Origin of the sequence: Methanosarcina spelaei (genome assembly GCF_002287235.1) — an archaeon.
GTDB classification, from domain to species: Archaea; Halobacteriota; Methanosarcinia; order Methanosarcinales; family Methanosarcinaceae; genus Methanosarcina; species Methanosarcina spelaei.
Map to the genome: position 1 here is coordinate 13559 of NZ_LMVP01000346.1, position 19922 is coordinate 33480.

The following is a 19922-nucleotide window of genomic DNA, read 5'->3' on the forward strand; positions in this document are numbered from 1 at the left end:
TAACAAACATAATTATAATGTAATAAATATGAAATTTTTTCGCTGTTAGCTGAAACTATTTGTTCTCCGGAAAAACCAATTACAGAGTTTTGAAAAATATAAAAGCTGGGAATTCATTCAATTCCTTAACCTGAGTTAATTTACCCAAGAGAAAAATCAAAGTTCTGATGATAACTACAAAATTCATACTTCAAGGGAAACTCGAGAATACCTGGAAATTGTTCCTGACAAATTTGAATTTGTGTTCACACCCAAACATACTTCGTGGATAAATATAATTGAAAGTTTTTTTCAGCAAAATGACAAGAAGCTTATTGAGAGGAATAAGTTGAACCAATAAAAGAATTAGAGGAAATAATGAGTCAATATATAAACTAAATGAACGAAAAGCCGGTCATTTTTAGGAAATATAAAACTCAAGAAAGGGGCGACGTGCCTGGAAGAATTATAATCTAAAAGAAAGAGGAATTAATTAGGAGTCAATGCACTAAATTATGAATTGTTATGGAATTGTGTCGTTCCCTTCCAATAAAAATAACTTTGTTAATGACTAAATGAAATTTCACTAACTGAATGAAATTTCACTAACTGAATGAAATTTCACTAACTGAATGAAATTTCACTGATTTCATCAACTGAATGAAATTTCACTGATTTCATCAACTGAATGAAATTCCACTGATTTCACCAACTGAATGAAATTTCACTGATCAAACGAAATTTTATCTATTAAACAAAATTTTCGAATTAAATTGAATATTCCGACCACTTTTCAAATCAAAAAGTAATCGGAAAATTTTATCTTAACGGAATAATATGTAAAAAATAACTTTTTGGTTATTTCCTCATTTTCTTAAAGTATTTGTCGATTTCTTCCCAGTCGACTATATTCCAGAAGGCTTCTATGAATTTTGCCCTGTCATTGCGATAATCAATGTAATAAGCGTGCTCCCAGGTATCAAGATCCATTATAATCGGATAACCAGGGACCAGATTTACATTATGCTTTTCTATCTGCATGATCATGAGCCTTTCAGTATCTTTACAATAGGTTAATGCCGCCCATCCTGATCCTTCCACGCTTGATGCTACCTGGGAAAATTCCTTTTTAAACCTGTCAAAGCCTCCGAAATCTTCTTTGATTACTTCAGACAATTCCCCTACAGGCTCTTTGCTTGAGTTGCTTTCGGGAGTCATCTCCCACCAGAAATAATCGTGAAGGACATGGCCAGCCAGATTAAAAGACAGGGCCTTTGCAGTTGCCTTATAATCAAAGTCAGTCCCTTCTTTTCTTGCCTTATCCATCATTTCTATAGCTGCATTTGCGTTAGTCACATAAGCCTGGTGGTGCTTATCATGATGTAACTTAAGCTGTTCTTCGGAAATATAAGGTGCCAGGTCTCCATATCCATATTTCAAAGGTGGTAATTTGTACAATCCTTTAGTCATGTTATCCACTCTTTTTATCGAATTTTTTTAGTTATTTGTTTTGCAAAATCTGTTACGGAATCCGGATTAAATATGAGTCTATGCTTTCCAGTCAAAAGATCCCATTAAAAACGGTTCCACAACAAATCCTGCCCCTCTAAGCGATTTTCCCCTCAGTTATGTTACAGGAATCTGTTTCAAATTACTTACTCTATCGTAACAATTTTATTCCTGAACATTTCTCGCTGTAAAGCACTCTGCTCTGTAAAGCACTCTGCTTTGAGTCTCTTCAAACACATATCGAATCGCATCTGGCAATTCAAAGTGTAAAATATAATTATCATCAAACCTATTTAAAGGTAAAAGATACAAACTATAGATATTTTTGAAGAAATGTATTCAGGATCTCCAAGAAAAATTTAACTTCTTAAAATTAGAATAATAAGTAGCAATTAAAATAAAAGTACAGTAGAGGCACTAGCGAAGTTAAAAACTAAATAAAGATTAATTCTGATTGAAGAAAAAAACTGGTTGAGGAAGAAAACAAATGGTAAATTCACTTTCCCACCTGGGAGTCGGCCTTCTGATTGCCCTTACTCTCGGCTTTAAAGGAAAAAAGCGAAATGCTCTCGGGTTTCTGGCAATCCTTCCTGACCTGGATTTTGTTCCATACGTTATATTTGCCCTTCTTGGGGGCAGCGTAAGCCACGAAACTCGAAACCAGCTTTTCTACCTTTTCGGTCACAGGGAGTTCATGCACTCAATCCTTTTCATTCTGCTTGTCACGCTTTTTATCTGGTTTAAAACAAAAGACCGCTTATTTACAGCTGCCGGCTTTGCAGCTATATTTTCCCATGTTTATCTTGATTACGCGACAAGCTGGAAAATGCGTCCCCTCTACCCATTGAGCACCGGAACATCCACTCTCGGAGCCATTTACTTCTTCGACCCGCTGGCAAATATTCTTCCTCTTCTGCCCGTTTTCGTTTTGCTTGCGGCCTACATGAAAGGTCGCGGAAAATGGAATGGGAAGTTCAATAACTTCTGTGCCTTTGTTACGAAAAACCGGAGTAAACTCTATCCCGCGCTTTTAATCGTGCTTGTGGTCTGGCTTGCGGTCCTGCCGGTGACAAAACTATTTCTTGTGAATTATATTTCAAGCGCGGAAGGCGCAAAAATCAGCTATGAGGACACCTATCCCTCGTCCATCGGGAAATTTCTTGCCGCTTATTCTTATAATTCCACACATTACAGGATTATGGAAGTGAGCTACTGGTCAGGGATCGAAAAAAGCGATTATATCGAGAAAATCAACGTGACCGGCGAGGTTCCCAATGACTCCGCGTATATTGAAAAAGCCGGAAAACTCTACAGCACAGCCGTTCCTCAGGAAATTGATTATCCTGTTTACAGTGTTTCGGAAGGAAATGGTTCGGTAACTGTTACGCTGAGCGATGCAAGAGATCAGTATGTTAAATACTGGGCTTATTTCAAAACGGTTTACAGGTTCGTTTTTGATAAAGAGAGTGGGGAGTATGTGGCTTATGCGAGTGAACAGGAGGGAAGGGAGAAGAAGTTGGAGGAGAATTGGTTTAGGAGGATATCATAAAGTGATTTCTTTAAATTCAATGAAATGGAACATGATTCTTATGGGCTTAGTGCTATAACTAGTGGCTTTTAAATCTTATATTTTATTTTTCAGACAATTTTTTGTAGTTCCAAAACCATGGTAGATCTTTTGCGGTAAACTTTGGACATTTTTCTATAGATGATACTGCGCCCAATTTCTGCGCTTTTCTCCAAAATTCTTGAACAACATGATCAAATTTATTAATCATTTCTGGATAATATTCTAATATTCCAATTAACATATAGTTAATATTTTTACTGTAACATATTCTACTATCAGAATATACACCAGGAGGTAGTATGTTTATCAGTTGATTAAATATACTAGATAGTGAAGTACTTAAAACTCCTAAGGCTTTTAAACATATTTCATTTTTTGGTTTTCGACCTTCCAATAAATTAAATATCAGTGGATGTCGAGCATTGAAAATTACCTCTTCAGTATCAAAAGCATATGGAATATGGACGAAAAAAGGTGTTCCATTGTTGCCATTATTAACCATTCCATATGTTAAAAACATACCTTGAATCCAGAAGACTCCTTTTTCTTCAGAATTGTTTGAGTTGATTTCGATCACAACACCTGGAATTGATGTTATTAATATGTGTTTGGGATTACCTAGTATTCCTTCAAAAAAATCTTTTTTGACAAGATTTTCATCTCCGTCAAATAATAAAAGTGGGCATTCTATAGTGGCTTCGTTCTTAAATTCTTCAAATATTCTTTTGTCAGATATTTTGTCTGGCCAATCATTGACACCTGTTATTCCAATAAATGGTAATGTCTCTAAATCATGTACAAATTTATAGGTCTTTTTACCATTAGCGGATAAAAATGGAAGAGGAACATTTTCAAGAAATATTTTCTTAATCTGTTGATTAATTGGCCTCGGGTTAATTGAGTATTTGTTTCTCCCAGGATTTAAAATTTCTAGTTTTAGTATTTCATCAACATATTTTAGGTACTTTTCTACTGAATTTGAATTTCTATATGTTTTTAAGTGTTTATCAAGCTCTTCTATATATTTTAAGTTAATTAAATTTGCGATTCTTGAGTATTTTTTATCTTTAACTACCATCTGTCTACTAGGGCTGAGGGTTAACTTCTCTTGGCCTGATAGATTAATTGATACGTCTAAATTGTCAGATATCCAATCGGGAAAGAGACCTTCAGAAGGTATTGAAAATCCCCTTTGTGCAATGATTCTGCAATTATCGTTAGAATAATACCTGCCCGAAACAACATTTATCCGACCCTCTATACCTTCCAAATTATCATTTTCTCCAAAAAGTATTTCAAAATACTTTTTTGCCTTCTTTCCTGTTGAAGGAATTTCCCCAGGTAATAGTGGTCTATATGTTTGTGTTCTTTCGATAGTATGAACTTTAATAGAATATTCAATGAACGGGGCTATTTCCGAGATTTTCTCCATTAATGTCTCAGCAGAAAATGGATGATTGGGTTTTAAGTATAGAGTTATTTTTGTTCCATACTTCGAACGCTTAGATTGCTTTTTTATAAAATAATCATAAGCCGTTGGAATCTCAAAATATATTGGTTTAGATGGATTAAGTTCGTCTTCAAACGTTTTCCTTCTGCTCTCAACAGTAAATTTATTGGCAACCATAAAAACTGATAAAATACCTATTCCAAATTCACTTATAGGATCCACGTTTACATTTTTTTGTCGAAAATCTAAACTCTGGTAGTAACTTCTGCCCACTTTCATGAAGTAATTCTCAAATATTTTTTCATCCATACCAATGCCATTATCTTCAACAATTAGTTCATCCTTTATTAAAGAAACTTCTATAGAGGGGTTGTATCCATTTCCTTCTCTTTTTTCCAGAGATTCTCTATAACGTACAGCATCTACAGAGTTCTGCAAAAGCTCTCGAAGTGCTACAATTGGATCTCCATAGAGTCCTTCTCCCATCAGTAAATCAAGGACTCTACAGTAATCAAGTTCAAAATGGAAATCACAATATTCATAACCAATAGAATGAATCTCTGCATCAACAGGCTCAGAAAGTTTAAGTGTATACTTTTCCTCAAAATTGTCTCTGTAACTTGAAACTAACTGATAACTATCTTCTATTTCCTTATCGATTTCTTTTATGAACTTTCTAAGTGTTCGTTCCTGTTCTGGATGTTTACAATCAGCTACAATTTTTATCTTTTCAGGTGTAATCGGAAATCCGGTTATACAGAGATGTTTATTCCACTCTTTGATGCTAATTTCATCTTTTGGATTTAGGTAGTAGAATAAATGTTTCGGAGTTCTTTCGGGATCGATATCCAATTTATCAGCTAGTCGAAATATTACAGCTAAATACTGAACGTTAACTGGTTTATCTAGTACAAAAGTATTATTTGGCCAAGATTGAGTATTATACAAATCTTTCACTGGGAGCTCATGACTGTCACATACCGCCATTACCCAGTTACAGTATGGAATGCCTTTCCATGAAATTTCAGAGTCCAATTCATATTCTTCGATTATTTTGTGTGCATGTTGAACATGATTTTTTCGAAGAAAATCAGTAAACGCTTTGTTTTCCATATTAAGCGCGACTTCATAATCACTATTGTTTTTCGCTTCCTCGAACTTTTCGTATAATTCTTCGTTTGAGGTTAAATGTTTTTTAAATTCACTAGTTTTAACTATTTGCTTCCGATCATCAGAAGATGCGATCATTCCTATATCATGAAGATAGGCAGCGTAAATAAGTATGGAAATTTCAATAGAATTTAATTGTTTGAGAGTCTCACAAGGAATTATTTTTTCTATATTTTCAATTACATGAACACTATGATTAGCATTATGCAATGTGAACTCAGGCATATTTTCCGGAATTCTTTCTAGTAAAGGAGCAGCCTTGCGAACAACTGAAATTATATTTTGTGAAATTTCATGATCTACTAATGAAGTCTTTTCTATTTCTTCATTCTCTTTTTCAAAAAGTTTCTTAAACAGACCTGTTTGTTGTAATCTCAGAATCGCATCTTCAGACATTTATTTGCTCCTTTACTACTTGCAAACCCTTTTAACGTATGACCTGATTAATTTTTTGTTTTTATTTTTTGTGTATTCGTTAAATACTTTCACTTCTTTTCGGTCTTAGCCGCCTGCTTCGCAGTCGTATGGTACCCCGTTTTAAGATTCATTGGAACTCAAAACGGCGTTGTGTAAGAGTCTGTCTAAAATTAGTTCCCATAACTTCTTTACCTTTGCCAGTCTCATTCGGTAGCATTCTCCAGGCACAACAAGGACGTAACAAATAGAAGATAGTATTCGATATTTCTCATAAGAAAAAGAATCTTGATGTTAAAAATAAGTTGTAAATCTGAAATTCATAAGTTCGGATTTAAGGTAATTTGATCATTTTCTGTTTCCCATCTTTTTATTGAATCATATAACTCTGTATTAACAAAATCTGAGGAATTATAAGCTTCTATTAATTTCGATTCAATGATATCATGAAGTTGTTGTTGATTTAATTTTTTGCAATCGCAAATGCCGAATATATATTGAAGCCCCAAAATTAATATTTTAATCATATCATGACCTCTACAGACCTGCCATTTGTCATGTGCTATATCAAAGGCTTCGTTCAGTTTGTTTTTTAGAGTTTGTGCATCGTACCGGAAATTTCCGTTTTTGCCCAGTATTTCAAAAATGAAGTTGTTCAAATTAAATTCTAAGTTCTCATTGTCAACAAATTTTTTAAAATCTAATTCATTGAAACTTAGAGGAAATCCTTTTTGAGATATCCATAACAGATATCCGATCCAAACCGAACTTTCTAATAAGGTTTCTCTTAAATCTTTACTGTTTTTTTCAAAAAAAGCTTTCAACCTTTCTTCATTTGCATACTCACTCATGGCATAATCAAGAGCTTTTGTCTTTATCATCATGGTTTCAATATCGTGAGTATCTGTGACCAAAATGTCAGAATTCAAACTTTGGCCATCAAGCCGATAAAAATCAGAATCTACAATACCAAAAACTTTTAAAGCCGGGTTTCTTTCTTTAATCATTGGAATTGCTTTAATTACTTTTTGTTTTCCTGTAGCATCTTTTATATGGCAATGTTTAGTGTCCACAAACTTATCGAAAAGGACCTTATCTGTTCTCCCTTCAACCAAAACAACTGCTCCTTTGCGATATTTTTTATTCATACAAATTTCATTTGCAATTGCTTCGGCTTTTATTTTATCTCTCACTGACCTTCACCTTCTTCAAGGTCAACTGTTAAATCCCAACGATCATCAATAATTTGAGGTGAATGTGTCGCAACAATAATGTTTAGTTTATTAAGTTCTGCAATTCTCAGTAAATTCTTGATTATTTCTTCTTGCCACATTATGTGCAATGAGATTTCAGGCTCGTCTATTAGAATTATTGAATTCTCTTCGGTTTTGAACAGCAATTCGTAGTTTATTATAACTTCGTGTTGCTCACCAGAAGATAATTTTTCAGGGGTCAAAACTTTACCATTCTTGAATTTAAAAACGAAACCTTTGCTTTTTTTAACTTCAATTGACTTATTTGAAAATTGTTTATTAATTATTTCTTTAAATAAGCTCATTTTTCTTGCCAAATCATCAAACACAGATAATTTTGCTTCGGTATCTTCAATATAAAGTGTAAGGACTCTTCTTCTTTCACTTGTCATATTTTCTTGAGGTAATTCATTGGATTCTCTGGACTCTAAAATACCTAATTCCATAAGATTTTTATTTTTGGTCTCTATTTCTTGAATCCTTTCGTAAATTGCTTTCTCATCGAGTATCTCAACAGCATCCGAACCTGCATTTTGAATTAATCTGTGGGGAAACGTACTATCGAGCTTCTGAGATATACTTGCATATTCCGAATTTTTATTTTCTATTCTTTTTACAAGATCCGTAGAATATTCGAGAACTACTTGAACCGGTACAACTTTTTTCCTGTTTGGATCATGTTCTTGATAATCTGTTTGAGAATCGTATTTCATCAGTCTTTGAGATTCTATCAAATGGACTTTTATTTCCTTCAACTCATCTTTTAATTTATAATAATCAGGCAAATTGGAATAAGAAGGAGGAAAGCGATATCCATAAATTTTAATTAAATCTGAAATCTCCAGTATGTCTCCTGTTTTCAAATCTTTCCATTTATTAAACTCAACTCTTTCGATTTGCATATTTATTTCTATAAATTTCAAAATATTCCCAAATTCAAAATCATCTTTTGAGTATTTATCCGGAGTTAGATTATATTCCTCAGTTTTTCCACCTGATTTAGTTACATTACATTTCACAAGCTCATATGGAATCTCATCATTGCTGCAAAGAATTAGTTGTTTTATAATTTCAATGCTGGAGATTTCTTCAATGTCCTCTAATGACTCTTTATTTTCAAATTCGATTTTAAATACATTAAATGGTATTTTTCTAATATATTCAATGTCAACATCTATTGTTGCTTTAATAAGTTTAAAAATAGTTGTTTTCCCATAACCATTTGGGGCAATTATTATAGTTACTCTTTCATCCGTATTTAGAGGAATATTATAATTATATACATCAAATAAGCCTTCTATCGAAATCTGTTTTAATCTCATGATTTACCTCAATAAGTGTTGACATAAAATAAATTGTTACTTGCTAATCCTTTTTAATCATTACCTTATTAGTTTTTTGTTTTAATTTATGAATGTTAATTTAATGCTTTCACTTTTTTCGGTTTTCGCCGCCTGCTTTGCAGTCTTATGGTACCTCGTTTTAAGGTCCATCGAAACTCAAATCTACCCTGAATTCAGAAATTTTTCAAATTATGATTAAGGCGTGGTTCACTCAAAAAATCAATTCAAAAATCCGCAAAAAACAGGTTGAGGAACAGTAACTGACTGAAATTTAGCGTAAAATAGAATGAACAGCTATGAAAAAAAAAGTGAAAGGTAAATGGCAAAACAAAGCCATTTTATTGATTTACTATAACAAATCTTTGTTGCATAACTGTAGGTTCCAGTATCTCCGGAGGGTGAGAGAATCTCACGCTATGGAAAATAATCTTGCCTTCACCTTTCTTGACTGCAAGAAACTTGAACTTGCTAATTCCTCCACTTCCTGGTTTAATAGGTTCATCGGGTACATACGTTGATTCTACAAAGTAAACACAGTGTGGCATCTCTGACAGTAAGCAGTTGTAGCCGGTCGAAGCAGGATTTGACGGTATTGATATTTCAAATATATCTCCAACTTTTGCATTAATTGGCGGTAATATCTTTAATTCTTGCATTATTTTATACCCCCTTTATGTTAACTCGTTCACCATTGTTCGGGAAATTATTATTTATATAGACACTTTGGACAATTTATCAAGGTGATTGAGTTATAAGTTATAATGTTGGTCCATGTATATACAACTTCCTAATGTTCTTTATTATCAATTATCTGTTATATTATTGTGCAGATTAATGTTTGACATCTCTAGTGAGAAAATCGCTAAAAAAGCGGTATAAGCCAATTACGGAGATAATTGATCTCGAATCATCCATAACAGTTACTCTTTATTCTTTCTATGAGTTCACTGCTGTATAGCACTTGTTTTTAAGAAGAATCAAAACTCAAATTGACCCTGAATAGTGAAAATTCTAAAAACTACACCTTCCGGTACTCAATCTTTTAAAAAAACCTATTCAAAAAGCTGCACTCTGAAAAATAAGTCCACCCGTCCGACTTCCTCCAAAAAAAGCCCGCCACCGGAAACCAATCCCAAAAAATCTTTATTCCGGCAGCAGTTTGAGTGAAGAACTATTTTTCTTCACCCGCGTATGTTATTCAATCTTCTTCAATATCTTTTTCGTCTTCGTCCTCTTCTTCTGCTTCATCATCTTCTTTTGCTTCATCATCTTCTAATTCTTCGGTTTCTTCGTCTTCGTCGATAATTTCAAAGTCTTCTGATTCGGCAAACTCATCGAGTTCCTCACCTTCGTCCTCTGAAACCTCGGCTCCTTCTCCGGCTCCAATTGTTTCTACGGCTTCTTTACCTTCGAAGGCTGTAAGTTTCAGGTTCTGTTCAGCTTTTCCGTTTTCGATCCTGGCTATACCTGCAACTATGTCGCCAGGTTTCATATTCATGATTCTTACACCCTGAGTGTTTCTGCCCTGGATCGAGATATCTTTCGCAGGGATGCGGATAATAATACCATCGGCACTGGTGAAGATAAGTTCATCGTCATCGGCTACGGATCTGACTCTTGAGACAGGGCCGTTCCTCTCGTTGGTAATGATTGTTATCACGCCTTTTCCGCCACGGCGGTGCGCAGGGTACTGAGAGTACTCTGTTCTCTTGCCAAAGCCGTTTTCGGTAACGGTCAGGAGGGTTGTGGTCTCGTCAACAATGTCCATACTGACAACTTCATCATCCGGGCCGTCAAGGGTCATACCACGGACACCCCTTGCGGTTCTGCCCATGTGGCGGACGTCTTTCTCAGGGAAGCGGATAGCTTTGCCTTTCTTTGAAACCATCAGGACTTCTTTTTTGCCGTCTGTAAGGAGAACTCTTACAAGCTCGTCATCCTTATCCAGGGTGACTGCAATTATGCCTGCTTTCCTCGGATTTTTGAATTCCGAGAGAGGAGTCTTTTTGATCGTTCCTGCCCTTGTTGCCATAAGCAGGTAGTGGTTTTCGTCAAATTCCTTGACCGGGATCATGGCATTAATTGTTTCGCCTTCCTGAAGCTCCAGAAGGTTTACTATGGCTTTACCTCTGGATTGCCGGGAGCCTTCAGGGATCTCATAGACTTTTTCCCAGTAGAGCCTGCCAAGGTTTGTGAAGAAAAGGATATAGTTATGGGTTGAGGAAATGAAGAGATTTTCCACGAAGTCTTCCTCCTTCATCTCCATACCGATTATACCCCTGCCTCCACGGCGCTGCATGGTGTAAGTCGTGAGCGGGATGCGTTTTATGTAGCCTCCATTAGTAATCGTGACAACAACTTCCTCTTCGTGAATCAGATCCTCTTCTCTGACATCAGAAGCCGCCTGCACGATTTTTGTCCTGCGGGCATCCCCATATTTTTCCTTGAGCTCCAGAAGTTCATTCCTGATTATCTCGTACTTGAGCTCATCGCTCTCAAGGATCTTATTAAGTTCCTCGATCAGCTTTACAAGGCCTTCCAGCTCTTCAAGAATCTTCTGGGTTTCAAGCCCTGTCAGGCGCTGCAGGCGCATGTCAAGGATAGCCTTAGACTGGAGCTCGTCAAGGGCAAAATTCTCCATCAATCCTTGCTTGGCTTCATCAGCATTTGCTGAGCCCTTTATCAGAGCGACTACCTCGTCTATTTTATCCAGGGCAATCCTGAGCCCTTCAAGGATATGGGCTCTATCCTCGCTCTTCTTGAGGTCATAAAGCGTCCGCTTCTGGATAATTTCCATCCTGTATTCCAGGTAGATCTCAAGAAGCTCCTTCAGGTTGAGCTCTTTTGTTTTTCCGTTCACAAGGGCCAGGTTGATTATCCCAAAGCTTGTCTCCATTTGCGTGTGCTTGTAGAGCTGGTTTAAAATAACTTTAGGGTTCGTGCCCCGGGAAAGCTCGATAACAACCCTGATTCCATCCCTGTCTGACTCGTCCCGAAGATCGGAAATTCCGACAATTATCTTTTCCCTGGCGAGCTGGGCAATGTTTTCAATCATTCGGGCTTTATTCACCTGATAGGGAAGTTCTGTTACGATAATCTGCTGCCTGTCCTTCTTTAACTCCTGGATTTCGGCAACTGCCCGGATCTTTACAGGGCCCCTTCCGGTCATATACGCAGACTTTATGCCTGCTGTCCCAAGGATATGGGCGCCTGTCGGAAAATCAGGACCCTTGATTACAGTCATGAGTTCCGGAACTGTCGTCTCCGGATTTTCGATAAGCATGAGGGTCCCGTCAATTACCTCGCCTATGTTATGGGGGGCCATGTTTGTTGCCATTCCCACTGCAATACCTTGGGACCCGTTGATCAGAAGGTTCGGAAGTTTTGCAGGGAGGACTTCGGGCTCTTCCATTGACCCGTCATAATTTGGCATGAAGGGAACAGTTTCCTTCTCGATGTCTGCCAGCATCTCCTCTGAGATTCTGTCCATGCGGACTTCGGTGTAACGCATGGCAGCAGCCGAATCTCCATCAATCGACCCGAAATTTCCCTGTCCGTCAATTAAAGGATAACGAAGTGAGAAAGTCTGGACCATACGCACAATACTGTCATAAACGGCAGTGTCTCCGTGCGGATGGTATTTACCAAGCACATCTCCCACAACACGGGCTGACTTCTTGTAGGCCTTGTCATGCGTAATCCCTGCTTCTTTCATTGCAAAAAGGATTCTACGGTGAACCGGTTTTAAGCCGTCCCGGGCATCTGGAAGTGCCCTTCCGACGATTACGCTCATTGCATAGTTGATGTAAGAGCGTTTCATCTCATTTTCGATAAGGACGGTAGTAACCCCACTCCTTTCTGGCTCCGGACCTTCATCCTCCGGCTCATCTGAAGCAGGATCAGACACGCTTAATTCCAGTTTTTTGCCCGGTTCTTCGTGTGTAAAGGCGGCTGAACCGTCCCCATTTTCCGGTTCTCCATCGTTCTCTTCGGGGATAAGGGTAGCCTGATAAGATTTTTTCAATTCATCTTCTGATTTATTCTCGTCTTCGTATTTTGCCATTTTTAGCCACCTCAGATGTCCAGATTCACGACCTCTTTTGCATGCGTTTCTATGAAGTTCCGGCGTGGCTCAACCTCATCTCCCATGAGAACTCTGAAGATCTCATCAGCCCGAATCGCATCTTCCAGGGTAACCTGTAAAAGGGTCCGGCCCTCAGGGTTCATGGTAGTTTCCCAGAGCTGTCCGGGGTTCATTTCTCCAAGCCCTTTATAGCGCTGGATTCCAAGTCCTTTTTCCCCGAGTTCTTTCTTCTTTGCTTCGAGTTCCCTGTCAGAGTGTATGTAGTACTCAGCTTTGCCTTTCTTTATGCGGTAGAGAGGAGGCTGGGCAATGTACACGTATCCCTCATCAATCAGAGGCCTCATATAGCGGAAGAACAGCGTGAGAAGAAGAGTCCTGATGTGTTCTCCATCCACATCGGCATCAGTCATGAGAATGACCTTATGGTAGCGGGCACTTTCCAGGGTGAAGTCCTCGCTGATTCCTGTTCCAATGGCAGTGATCAGGGAAATGATCTCCTCGTTTTTCAGGATCTTTGCAAGTCTGGATTTTTCCACGTTCAGGATCTTGCCTCTAAGAGGTAAAATAGCCTGGAAACTCCTGTCTCTACCCTGTTTTGCCGAACCGCCTGCCGAATTACCTTCCACAATGTAAATCTCGCAGGCTGCAGGATTCTTCTCCGAGCAGTCCGCAAGTTTTCCGGGAAGGGTACTTACTTCGAGAGCGTTTTTTCTTCGGGTCAGTTCTCTTGCCTTTTTTGCAGCTTCTCTGGCTTTCTGGGCAAGGAGGGCTTTTTCAAGAATAACGTTTGCAACCTTCGGATTCTCCTCAAAGTATTCCGCAAGCCCATCAGTTACAAGGGAATCTACAATTCCTTTGACATCACTGTTTCCAAGCTTTGTCTTGGTCTGTCCCTCAAACTGGGGTTCCATGAGTTTAACACTGATGATTGCGGTAAGTCCTTCCCTTACATCATCACCTGTGAGCTTTAGGTCTTCTTTGGATAGCTTGTTAGCTTTAATGTAATCATTTGTAACCCTTGTCAGTGCAGTCTTGAAACCGATAATGTGAGTTCCGCCTTCGTGGGTATTGATGTTGTTTGCGAAAGAGTACACGTTTTCTGTATAGCTGCTTGTGTACTGCATTGCAATTTCTACTACCATGTCGTCCCTTTGCCGCTCAAAATAAATAGGGTCGTGAAGAGGCTGTTTTTTATTGTTCAGATACTTCACGAACTCCACTATTCCCCCTTCGTAGGCGAAAGTTTCAGCCTGCTCTTCTGGAGTTCTTAAATCCTGAAGGCTGATGGTAAGGCCCCGGTTCAGGAAAGCCAGTTCTCTTAACCGGTTTGAAAGAGTCTCGTAATCGAAATCCAGTGTCTCAAAAATATTTGCATCCGGCTTAAAAGTAGTCTTTGTACCTGTAGTGTCTGAGGTTCCGATTTCCTGGACGTCAGCTTCAGGTTTTCCACGGATGTAGCGTTGATAATACCTCTTACCGTCTCTTGACACTTCAACTTCCAGCCATTCCGAAAGCGCATTTACAACAGAAACCCCTACTCCATGCAGTCCCCCTGAAACCTTGTAGGTATTCTTGTCGAACTTCCCTCCTGCATGCAGAACAGTCATTACAACCTCAAGGGCTGATTTTTTGTGAAATGGATGAGGGTCGATGGGGATACCTCTTCCATTATCCAGGACTGTCACACTGCCGTCCGGATTAATTGTGACATTTACCCTGGTACAGAAGCCTGCAAGGGCTTCATCTATACTATTGTCTACTACTTCATAGACTAGGTGGTGGAGCCCGCGACTATCCGTGCTCCCTATATACATGCTGGGACGCTTCCGGACAGCCTCCAGGCCTTCCAGCACCTGGATGTGCGAAGCATCGTAAACCTGTTTATCACTCATCTTAACTTATTCTCCATAAAAATCTAGTAAAATTATCTAAGTTGCGTAACATTACATTTTTTTTAAAAAATTCGCGGGAAAACTTTTATCAAAATAGATCTTAGAATTCGTATCAATCCTATAAGCCTGCAGTTTTTATTAACTGCTTTTTATATATTAATTTTATCTTTTCTTCCACGAACCAAATTCAATATGCGCTCATACATTTTAAGCCTTTAGATTCCTTGAAAATTGCACAAGATTTTTCAGTACCAATCCTCTCAAAACAGGTAATTTTTAGCATAATTTTGCATCCAAATATGCGCTTTTCAGACTAATTTTTTAATACGTCTTTAGTTTAAATTAATATTTGCTGTTTTGCTCGCAAAATTCGTGTTTCACAAGGAATCAGAACAGGAGTCGCGGCATTTATACTGCTTATCAGCAGATTTTTACATATACAGTTCCAGGATATCTTTTCAAACCTCAAAAGCAATTCCCGAATAAAAATAGCAGTTTGTAATGCCTTCTGGTTATCATGATGTACTTTCTGGATGCCCTGGTATATCATCCCCGAGAGGGTTTGCTTGCAGTTTTTTAAAAACGATCTCTCAATATTACTTTATAACGTTTCTATATAAACTTAACTAACAACTTTTGCTCAAAACTGTTGACCCGAAACCGTTGCGCCGGTTTATCACGCCTATAGGGTTTGGGGATAAGGTTCCCAAATCCAAACCTTGCAAGAGGTTTTCGCTTAAGCTTTTTTTGAAAAAGCTTGCGAGCAAGCATTTTTAGAAAAAAGTTGGGACCACGCCCACTGGGTGACCCGAGAAGAAATTTGGGTAGATAAGCCCTCTGAACGAGTTGAAAATCAGTTTCTCTAGCCCATAATTCAGCCCTCTTGAGCGAAGCGTAGCGCAGCGAAAAGGGCACCGTGCTCCCGAAGCGGAACTCGGGCAATTCAGGTGTTTTTCTTTCAAAGCATTCCCATGTCTTTCAGCCGGTTCGGAAGATAAACCTCGGTTACGAAATCAAGGCCTTTGCCTGCAAAAGCCTGCTGTTCGGCCTTTTTCCCTATATCGAGCTGGAGCTGGATTTGTTCTTTCCAGTAGTCGGATTCAAAACGCGGGTCGGAAAGTTCGCTTCGAAGTGCGTTTATATCCTGTTCAGTAAGCTTGTCGGTTGAGAGTTCGTATTCGACTATATCCGAGGGCTGGAGACCAAGGAATTTGGCTGCTGGGGTTGCCATAAATTCCGAAAGATGAGCACTTTTTATAGCTCCGTAGGCAACTGAGGCATAGATCCTGTAAGACCACGGGTCACCGTCCGTAAAAACAGCTACAGGGATACCTAATTCCTCGTTCATACGTTTGATAATCCTTCGGGTTGACCGGGCAGGCTGGCCTTTCAGGTGAACAAGGATTGCATTGTAGGCTTCATCAAATCCGTTTTCCATCAAACGTGCGTACATACCACCGGTTTCTATGGCAATAATCATGCTCGCATCATGGGCTTTGAATTCTATATTTTCCACATTAAAGGGGATCTGGTATCCTCCTTCCCCGACGTCCTTCTGGCAGTGGATATTTCGTTCCCCGCGCTTTGTCTGCTCTGTAATTTCAAGAGGACCGAACATCGTAGCTCCGTCTTCTTCAGGGCGCATATGGAAATACTCTCTCTGAAGGGCTGTAAGGAGTTCAAGGTCTTCTATCAGGCGGTCGCTTTCAGCCTGTTCTTTGAATTTTGCAGCTTCCCAACCTTCCGAGATATAGTAAAGTTCTCGAAGCGTTGAGCCGCGGTTATGGGCCAGATGCTCTTTTATAAGGAAGTCTGTCGCGTAAGTGGTCTTAAGGAGCTGAAATGCCCCTTATACGGTTTATGCGCTCCAATCGCTTTCTCTGTCCCCGTAGACCCAGACATCGCTCTCATCGGAATATTCTATGTTTGCCTTTGTCCGGCTTGGAAGACTTACACTTGGAACAACCTCATTTTCGAACTGGTTGTAAATCTTCTCTGCAAGCTCAAGCAGCTTTTCCCTTGCAAGAGCATCTCCTTGGATTGTTTTGCTATTTGTTTCTCTGGCCATTTTATGCCCCCTTAAAGGCTTTTGCCCCGGTTACAAGCTCTTCTTCAAGCCCTTCCACAACAAGGTCAGGAAACTTTCCGAGTTCTTTGTCAGTTGCAGATTCTATCCTGTAACTGAGCACCTTTGAAGACCCGACTGCTGCGGAGATATCCCATACATAGTCGTAATCATTGCCCAGAGTCACAACTTTTGGTTCGGGCTTTGCTCCGAGGATTGTCCAGGGCAGCATCTCATGGACCCTGAAAGCATGTGCAGAGGTTCCAAAGTTCTTGACCTTTATTACAACATCTGCAGTTCCATCCTCGTTCCTCTTCACTTTTCTGTGTACGAGCAGGTTTCCCATAATCTTTGCAACAACAGGATTAATGTCAGGGACATCTTTTTCCAGGATATTCGCAACTTTTACAGCCATCTTAGGGAGTACTTTTGTAATGATGATCTCTTTTTCTCTTCGCTTCTTGAGGTTGCTCTGCTTGCTCAGATAGTGCTTGAGCTTTCTTGCAACGTCTTTGATAGCAAGGTCAATCTCTTCCTTGATTACAGGAATGTCAGCAATAGCATCTTTTGATTCCGAAGTGAAAGGTACGTTAATGGAAGCAACGTGAATCAGGAGAATGGCCGGCCCTACAGGAACTCCCCCTCCCGGCTGGTTTAAACCGTATTGTTTCCATTTAATGTCCTCTACGGCATGCGTGGTCACACAGCCTCCCTGCTGGTAAAGCAAAGGCACACGGTTAGCAAAACGCATTATACTGATCTTTTCTTCTTTCGGAAGGTTTCCTCCGTAAGCGAGCCCCACTTCCACTACAAAAGGATTTCCGGAATATACTGCGGGTTTTCGGGTGCTTGTGGCAATAAAATCCACGTTCGTTTCTTTTTCAAGTCCCCTGTAGATCAGTTCTTCCCCTATTGGGGAAAGGCAGTCTGTAGGAGGAGACATGATCTTTACTTTCTCAAAAGCCTCAATCAGTTTTCTTGCCTCATGGCGGCCAAGGGCATGAGGATCGATCTCAGGGTCAAGCCCTGAAGCTTTGCAGATTTCCTCGGCAGTTAACAGGCCTATTTTACAAAAAGAGTAGCGGAGAAATGGAGCAAGTTTCTGGCGCTCAGTGTAATGGAGCATTTTCATTAGAGTGCCAAGCTCTATACCTTCAGGATGAGGCAGGATTTCTTCGGCTGGCTTTGGCATTTTATCCGTGGCTCTTTCAAAAACCTCTTCATTGCCGTCAGGATCTATAAGGGTAACTCTTGCATGGGGATTCACAATTGCAGTTGCTTTGAGATACTCGTAAATTGACTGCCTTCTCCCTTTTACATAAGAAGCCTTCATTTCCAGCTCGATCTGAGTCCCGTGCGGACGGAACCAGTCCTTAATTTCATCTTTCAGGATATCAGGCTCATTCGTGCTGGTATTGATCATAAGCTCGTAATAATGAGCAGGTTGACCGGTGCCGGTTTTGGAGAGAATTTTCGTCTGCCTGCCCGCAGTCATCTGGGAGTATAGCACAGCTGCGGAAATCCCTATTCCCTGCTGTCCCCTGCTTTGCTTGAGGGCATGGAACCTTGAACCATAGAGAAGCTTTGCAAAAACCTTAGGAATTTGCTCTTTTATAATTCCTGGCCCGTTGTCTTCTATAATAACAGTTACGTAGTCCTGTCCTGTTCTTTCAATCTGGACAAGAATATCGGGTAGAATTCCAGTTTCTTCGCAGGCGTCCAGGGCATTGTCAACAGCTTCTTTTACGGTTGTAATGAGGCTTCGGGGAGCCGAGTCAAAACCCAATATCTGCCTGTTTTTTTCAAAAAATTCTGCAACGCTTATTGACTTTTGATTTTTGGCAAGTTCTTCTGCAATAGGGATTTCCATGAAAATTTACCTCAGATTGAAAAATCAATGTAAGTTTATACTGCTTTAAATATTCTTTTACACTATATCTAAAGCAGGAATTTTGCCTTAAAAGTAATGCAATTGTTATTTTTACTGTTTTAGCATTTTGCTATTCTAAAGCCTTGCGATTTTAGTATTTTACTTTTCCAATGTTTGCGATTTTAGTGTTTAATGTTATCTAATGCTAATTGTTTTAGTATCAAGAAATTCAAAGTTTTGATTCATCTGTTTTGCAAAATTCCGATTCTCAAAGAGGCAATGTGCCTATTTCTCTATAAAACCACAAATCTCAAAAATGTATTGGATCAAAATTCCATATCCGAAGATCTATTTTTTCCATATTACACAAAAACGTGACTTCAAATTTACAGCAAATTTGAGACACTGCCTTCAAAGAGCATTGACATATCATATTTTCCAGCTTCTCGATTTATTGTTATAGGAATAGGAATGAAGGCAGACTGCAATTATGCACCACTACTCCGTTAGCTACATAGCTCTCATTAATTTATCTGCATAAGGTTCTGCGTTTTAACTTCCCTTTTTTTCATGTAAAGAATGATCAAAAGTATTGTAATGTAACCTCCAGTTGTAATCACAGTCTTATTAATTTCTATGTTCAACAAGGTTGCAATTATTATTACAATAAGCCATAGGAAAAAACCCAGTAGGTTACTTTTAAGACCTCTTATGTCTTCAGTTCTCTTTTTTTCGTCAATTACTTTCCTTGAGACTATATAATGCCCAAGTATTATGAAGAAAACGATAAGACCAGTATTAACCCAAACAACTATTTGATTGGAAAAATGTAACACATCGATTATCTGAAAAGACAATCTTAACAAAATAAAATTAAGTACGGCGCCTAACACTAATCCAAAAATCTCTTCAGGTTTGAGTTTTTGTACTTTCACAAAATATCACATTTTAAATTAAATTTTCATAGTGATCATCTTACCTCAAATTAATTAAGAATTACATACATCTTAGATTTAAAGAGCGAGAGAAAATAATTCAAAATGTAAAAAGGCAAACTTATATAAATTCCGTCCTAGTATCGCATTATTGATGTACATTTATGACACAATTCCATAATCTAGTGATTTCTCTTATTGTTCTTTCCTCAAACCTACAATTTTCTCTGCTGACTACCTCAAAAAGCTGCAATAATCTTGAAAAACAAATTCTTTGGCATTTTTGCCAAAGAATCAGTTTATTCATTAGATATTTTTTTTGATTATTTTATCTAAAATCAATACGCTCCGCTACTTTCTAAAGTGAAACTTTTATCAAAATAGCTTA

Annotated in this window: 12 protein-coding genes and 1 pseudogene; 2 read left to right on the forward strand and 11 right to left on the reverse strand. The window is 38.6% G+C overall.

What is annotated here, in order from left to right; genetic code table 11:
- The first annotated feature begins 181 nt into the window (after positions 1 to 181).
- Positions 182 to 340 (forward strand): transposase, encoded by a 159-nt coding sequence (locus tag ASJ81_RS24665; RefSeq protein WP_095645003.1) that lies wholly within the window; start codon positions 182 to 184, stop codon positions 338 to 340.
- A gap of 497 nt (positions 341 to 837) precedes the next feature.
- Here ASJ81_RS24665 and ASJ81_RS14405 read toward each other — a convergent pair whose 3' ends face one another.
- Entirely contained in the window at positions 838 to 1449 is a 612-nt protein-coding gene (locus ASJ81_RS14405; RefSeq protein WP_095645004.1) for a superoxide dismutase, read from the reverse strand.
- A gap of 526 nt (positions 1450 to 1975) precedes the next feature.
- On the opposite strand from ASJ81_RS14405, the gene ASJ81_RS14410 reads away from it, so the two are divergent.
- Positions 1976 to 3037 (forward strand): metal-dependent hydrolase, encoded by a 1062-nt coding sequence (locus ASJ81_RS14410; RefSeq protein ID WP_095645005.1) that lies wholly within the window; start codon positions 1976 to 1978, stop codon positions 3035 to 3037.
- An 82-nt stretch (positions 3038 to 3119) separates the two neighbouring features.
- Here the strand turns inward: ASJ81_RS14410 and ASJ81_RS14415 are convergent, their stop codons facing one another.
- The 10 genes and pseudogenes from ASJ81_RS14415 to ASJ81_RS14470 all read right to left on the reverse strand — a co-directional run bounded on the left by ASJ81_RS14415 (position 3120) and on the right by ASJ81_RS14470 (position 19534).
- Complete coding sequence (locus tag ASJ81_RS14415) at positions 3120 to 6074, reverse strand: HD domain-containing protein (protein ID WP_095645006.1); 2955 nt, start codon at positions 6072 to 6074, stop codon at positions 3120 to 3122.
- Between the two features lie 338 nt (positions 6075 to 6412).
- Positions 6413 to 7285, reverse strand: a complete 873-nt coding sequence (locus ASJ81_RS14425; protein ID WP_095645008.1) for a DUF4435 domain-containing protein — start codon at positions 7283 to 7285, stop codon at positions 6413 to 6415.
- Positions 7282 to 8667, reverse strand: coding sequence for an AAA family ATPase (locus ASJ81_RS14430; RefSeq protein ID WP_095645009.1), 1386 nt, complete (start codon positions 8665 to 8667; stop codon positions 7282 to 7284). Before ASJ81_RS14430 ends, ASJ81_RS14425 begins: the two co-directional genes overlap by 4 nt.
- A gap of 359 nt (positions 8668 to 9026) precedes the next feature.
- Positions 9027 to 9344 carry a protease inhibitor I42 family protein gene (locus tag ASJ81_RS14435; protein ID WP_095645010.1) on the reverse strand — a complete coding sequence of 106 codons (318 nt, stop codon included), beginning with the start codon at positions 9342 to 9344 and terminating at the stop codon, positions 9027 to 9029.
- Positions 9345 to 9886: 542 nt separating this feature from the next.
- Positions 9887 to 12751, reverse strand: a complete 2865-nt coding sequence (gyrA, locus tag ASJ81_RS14440) for a DNA gyrase subunit A (protein WP_095645011.1) — start codon at positions 12749 to 12751, stop codon at positions 9887 to 9889.
- Between the two features lie 11 nt (positions 12752 to 12762).
- Positions 12763 to 14664, reverse strand: coding sequence for a DNA topoisomerase (ATP-hydrolyzing) subunit B (gene gyrB, locus ASJ81_RS14445; RefSeq protein WP_095645012.1), 1902 nt, complete (start codon positions 14662 to 14664; stop codon positions 12763 to 12765).
- 958 nt (positions 14665 to 15622) lie between these two features.
- Positions 15623 to 16732 (reverse strand): annotated as a pseudogene (locus tag ASJ81_RS14455) (DNA topoisomerase IV subunit A).
- A 1-nt stretch (position 16733) separates the two neighbouring features.
- On the reverse strand, positions 16734 to 18599 hold the full coding sequence (locus tag ASJ81_RS14460; RefSeq protein ID WP_095645014.1) for a DNA topoisomerase VI subunit B: 1866 nt from the start codon (positions 18597 to 18599) through the stop codon (positions 16734 to 16736).
- A gap of 457 nt (positions 18600 to 19056) precedes the next feature.
- Positions 19057 to 19128 (reverse strand): hypothetical protein, encoded by a 72-nt coding sequence (locus ASJ81_RS24670; RefSeq protein WP_095645018.1) that lies wholly within the window; start codon positions 19126 to 19128, stop codon positions 19057 to 19059.
- Positions 19124 to 19534, reverse strand: a complete 411-nt coding sequence (locus ASJ81_RS14470; protein ID WP_095645015.1) for a hypothetical protein — start codon at positions 19532 to 19534, stop codon at positions 19124 to 19126. The genes ASJ81_RS24670 and ASJ81_RS14470 overlap by 5 nt, the downstream gene beginning before the upstream one ends.
- Positions 19535 to 19922 lie beyond the last annotated feature (388 nt).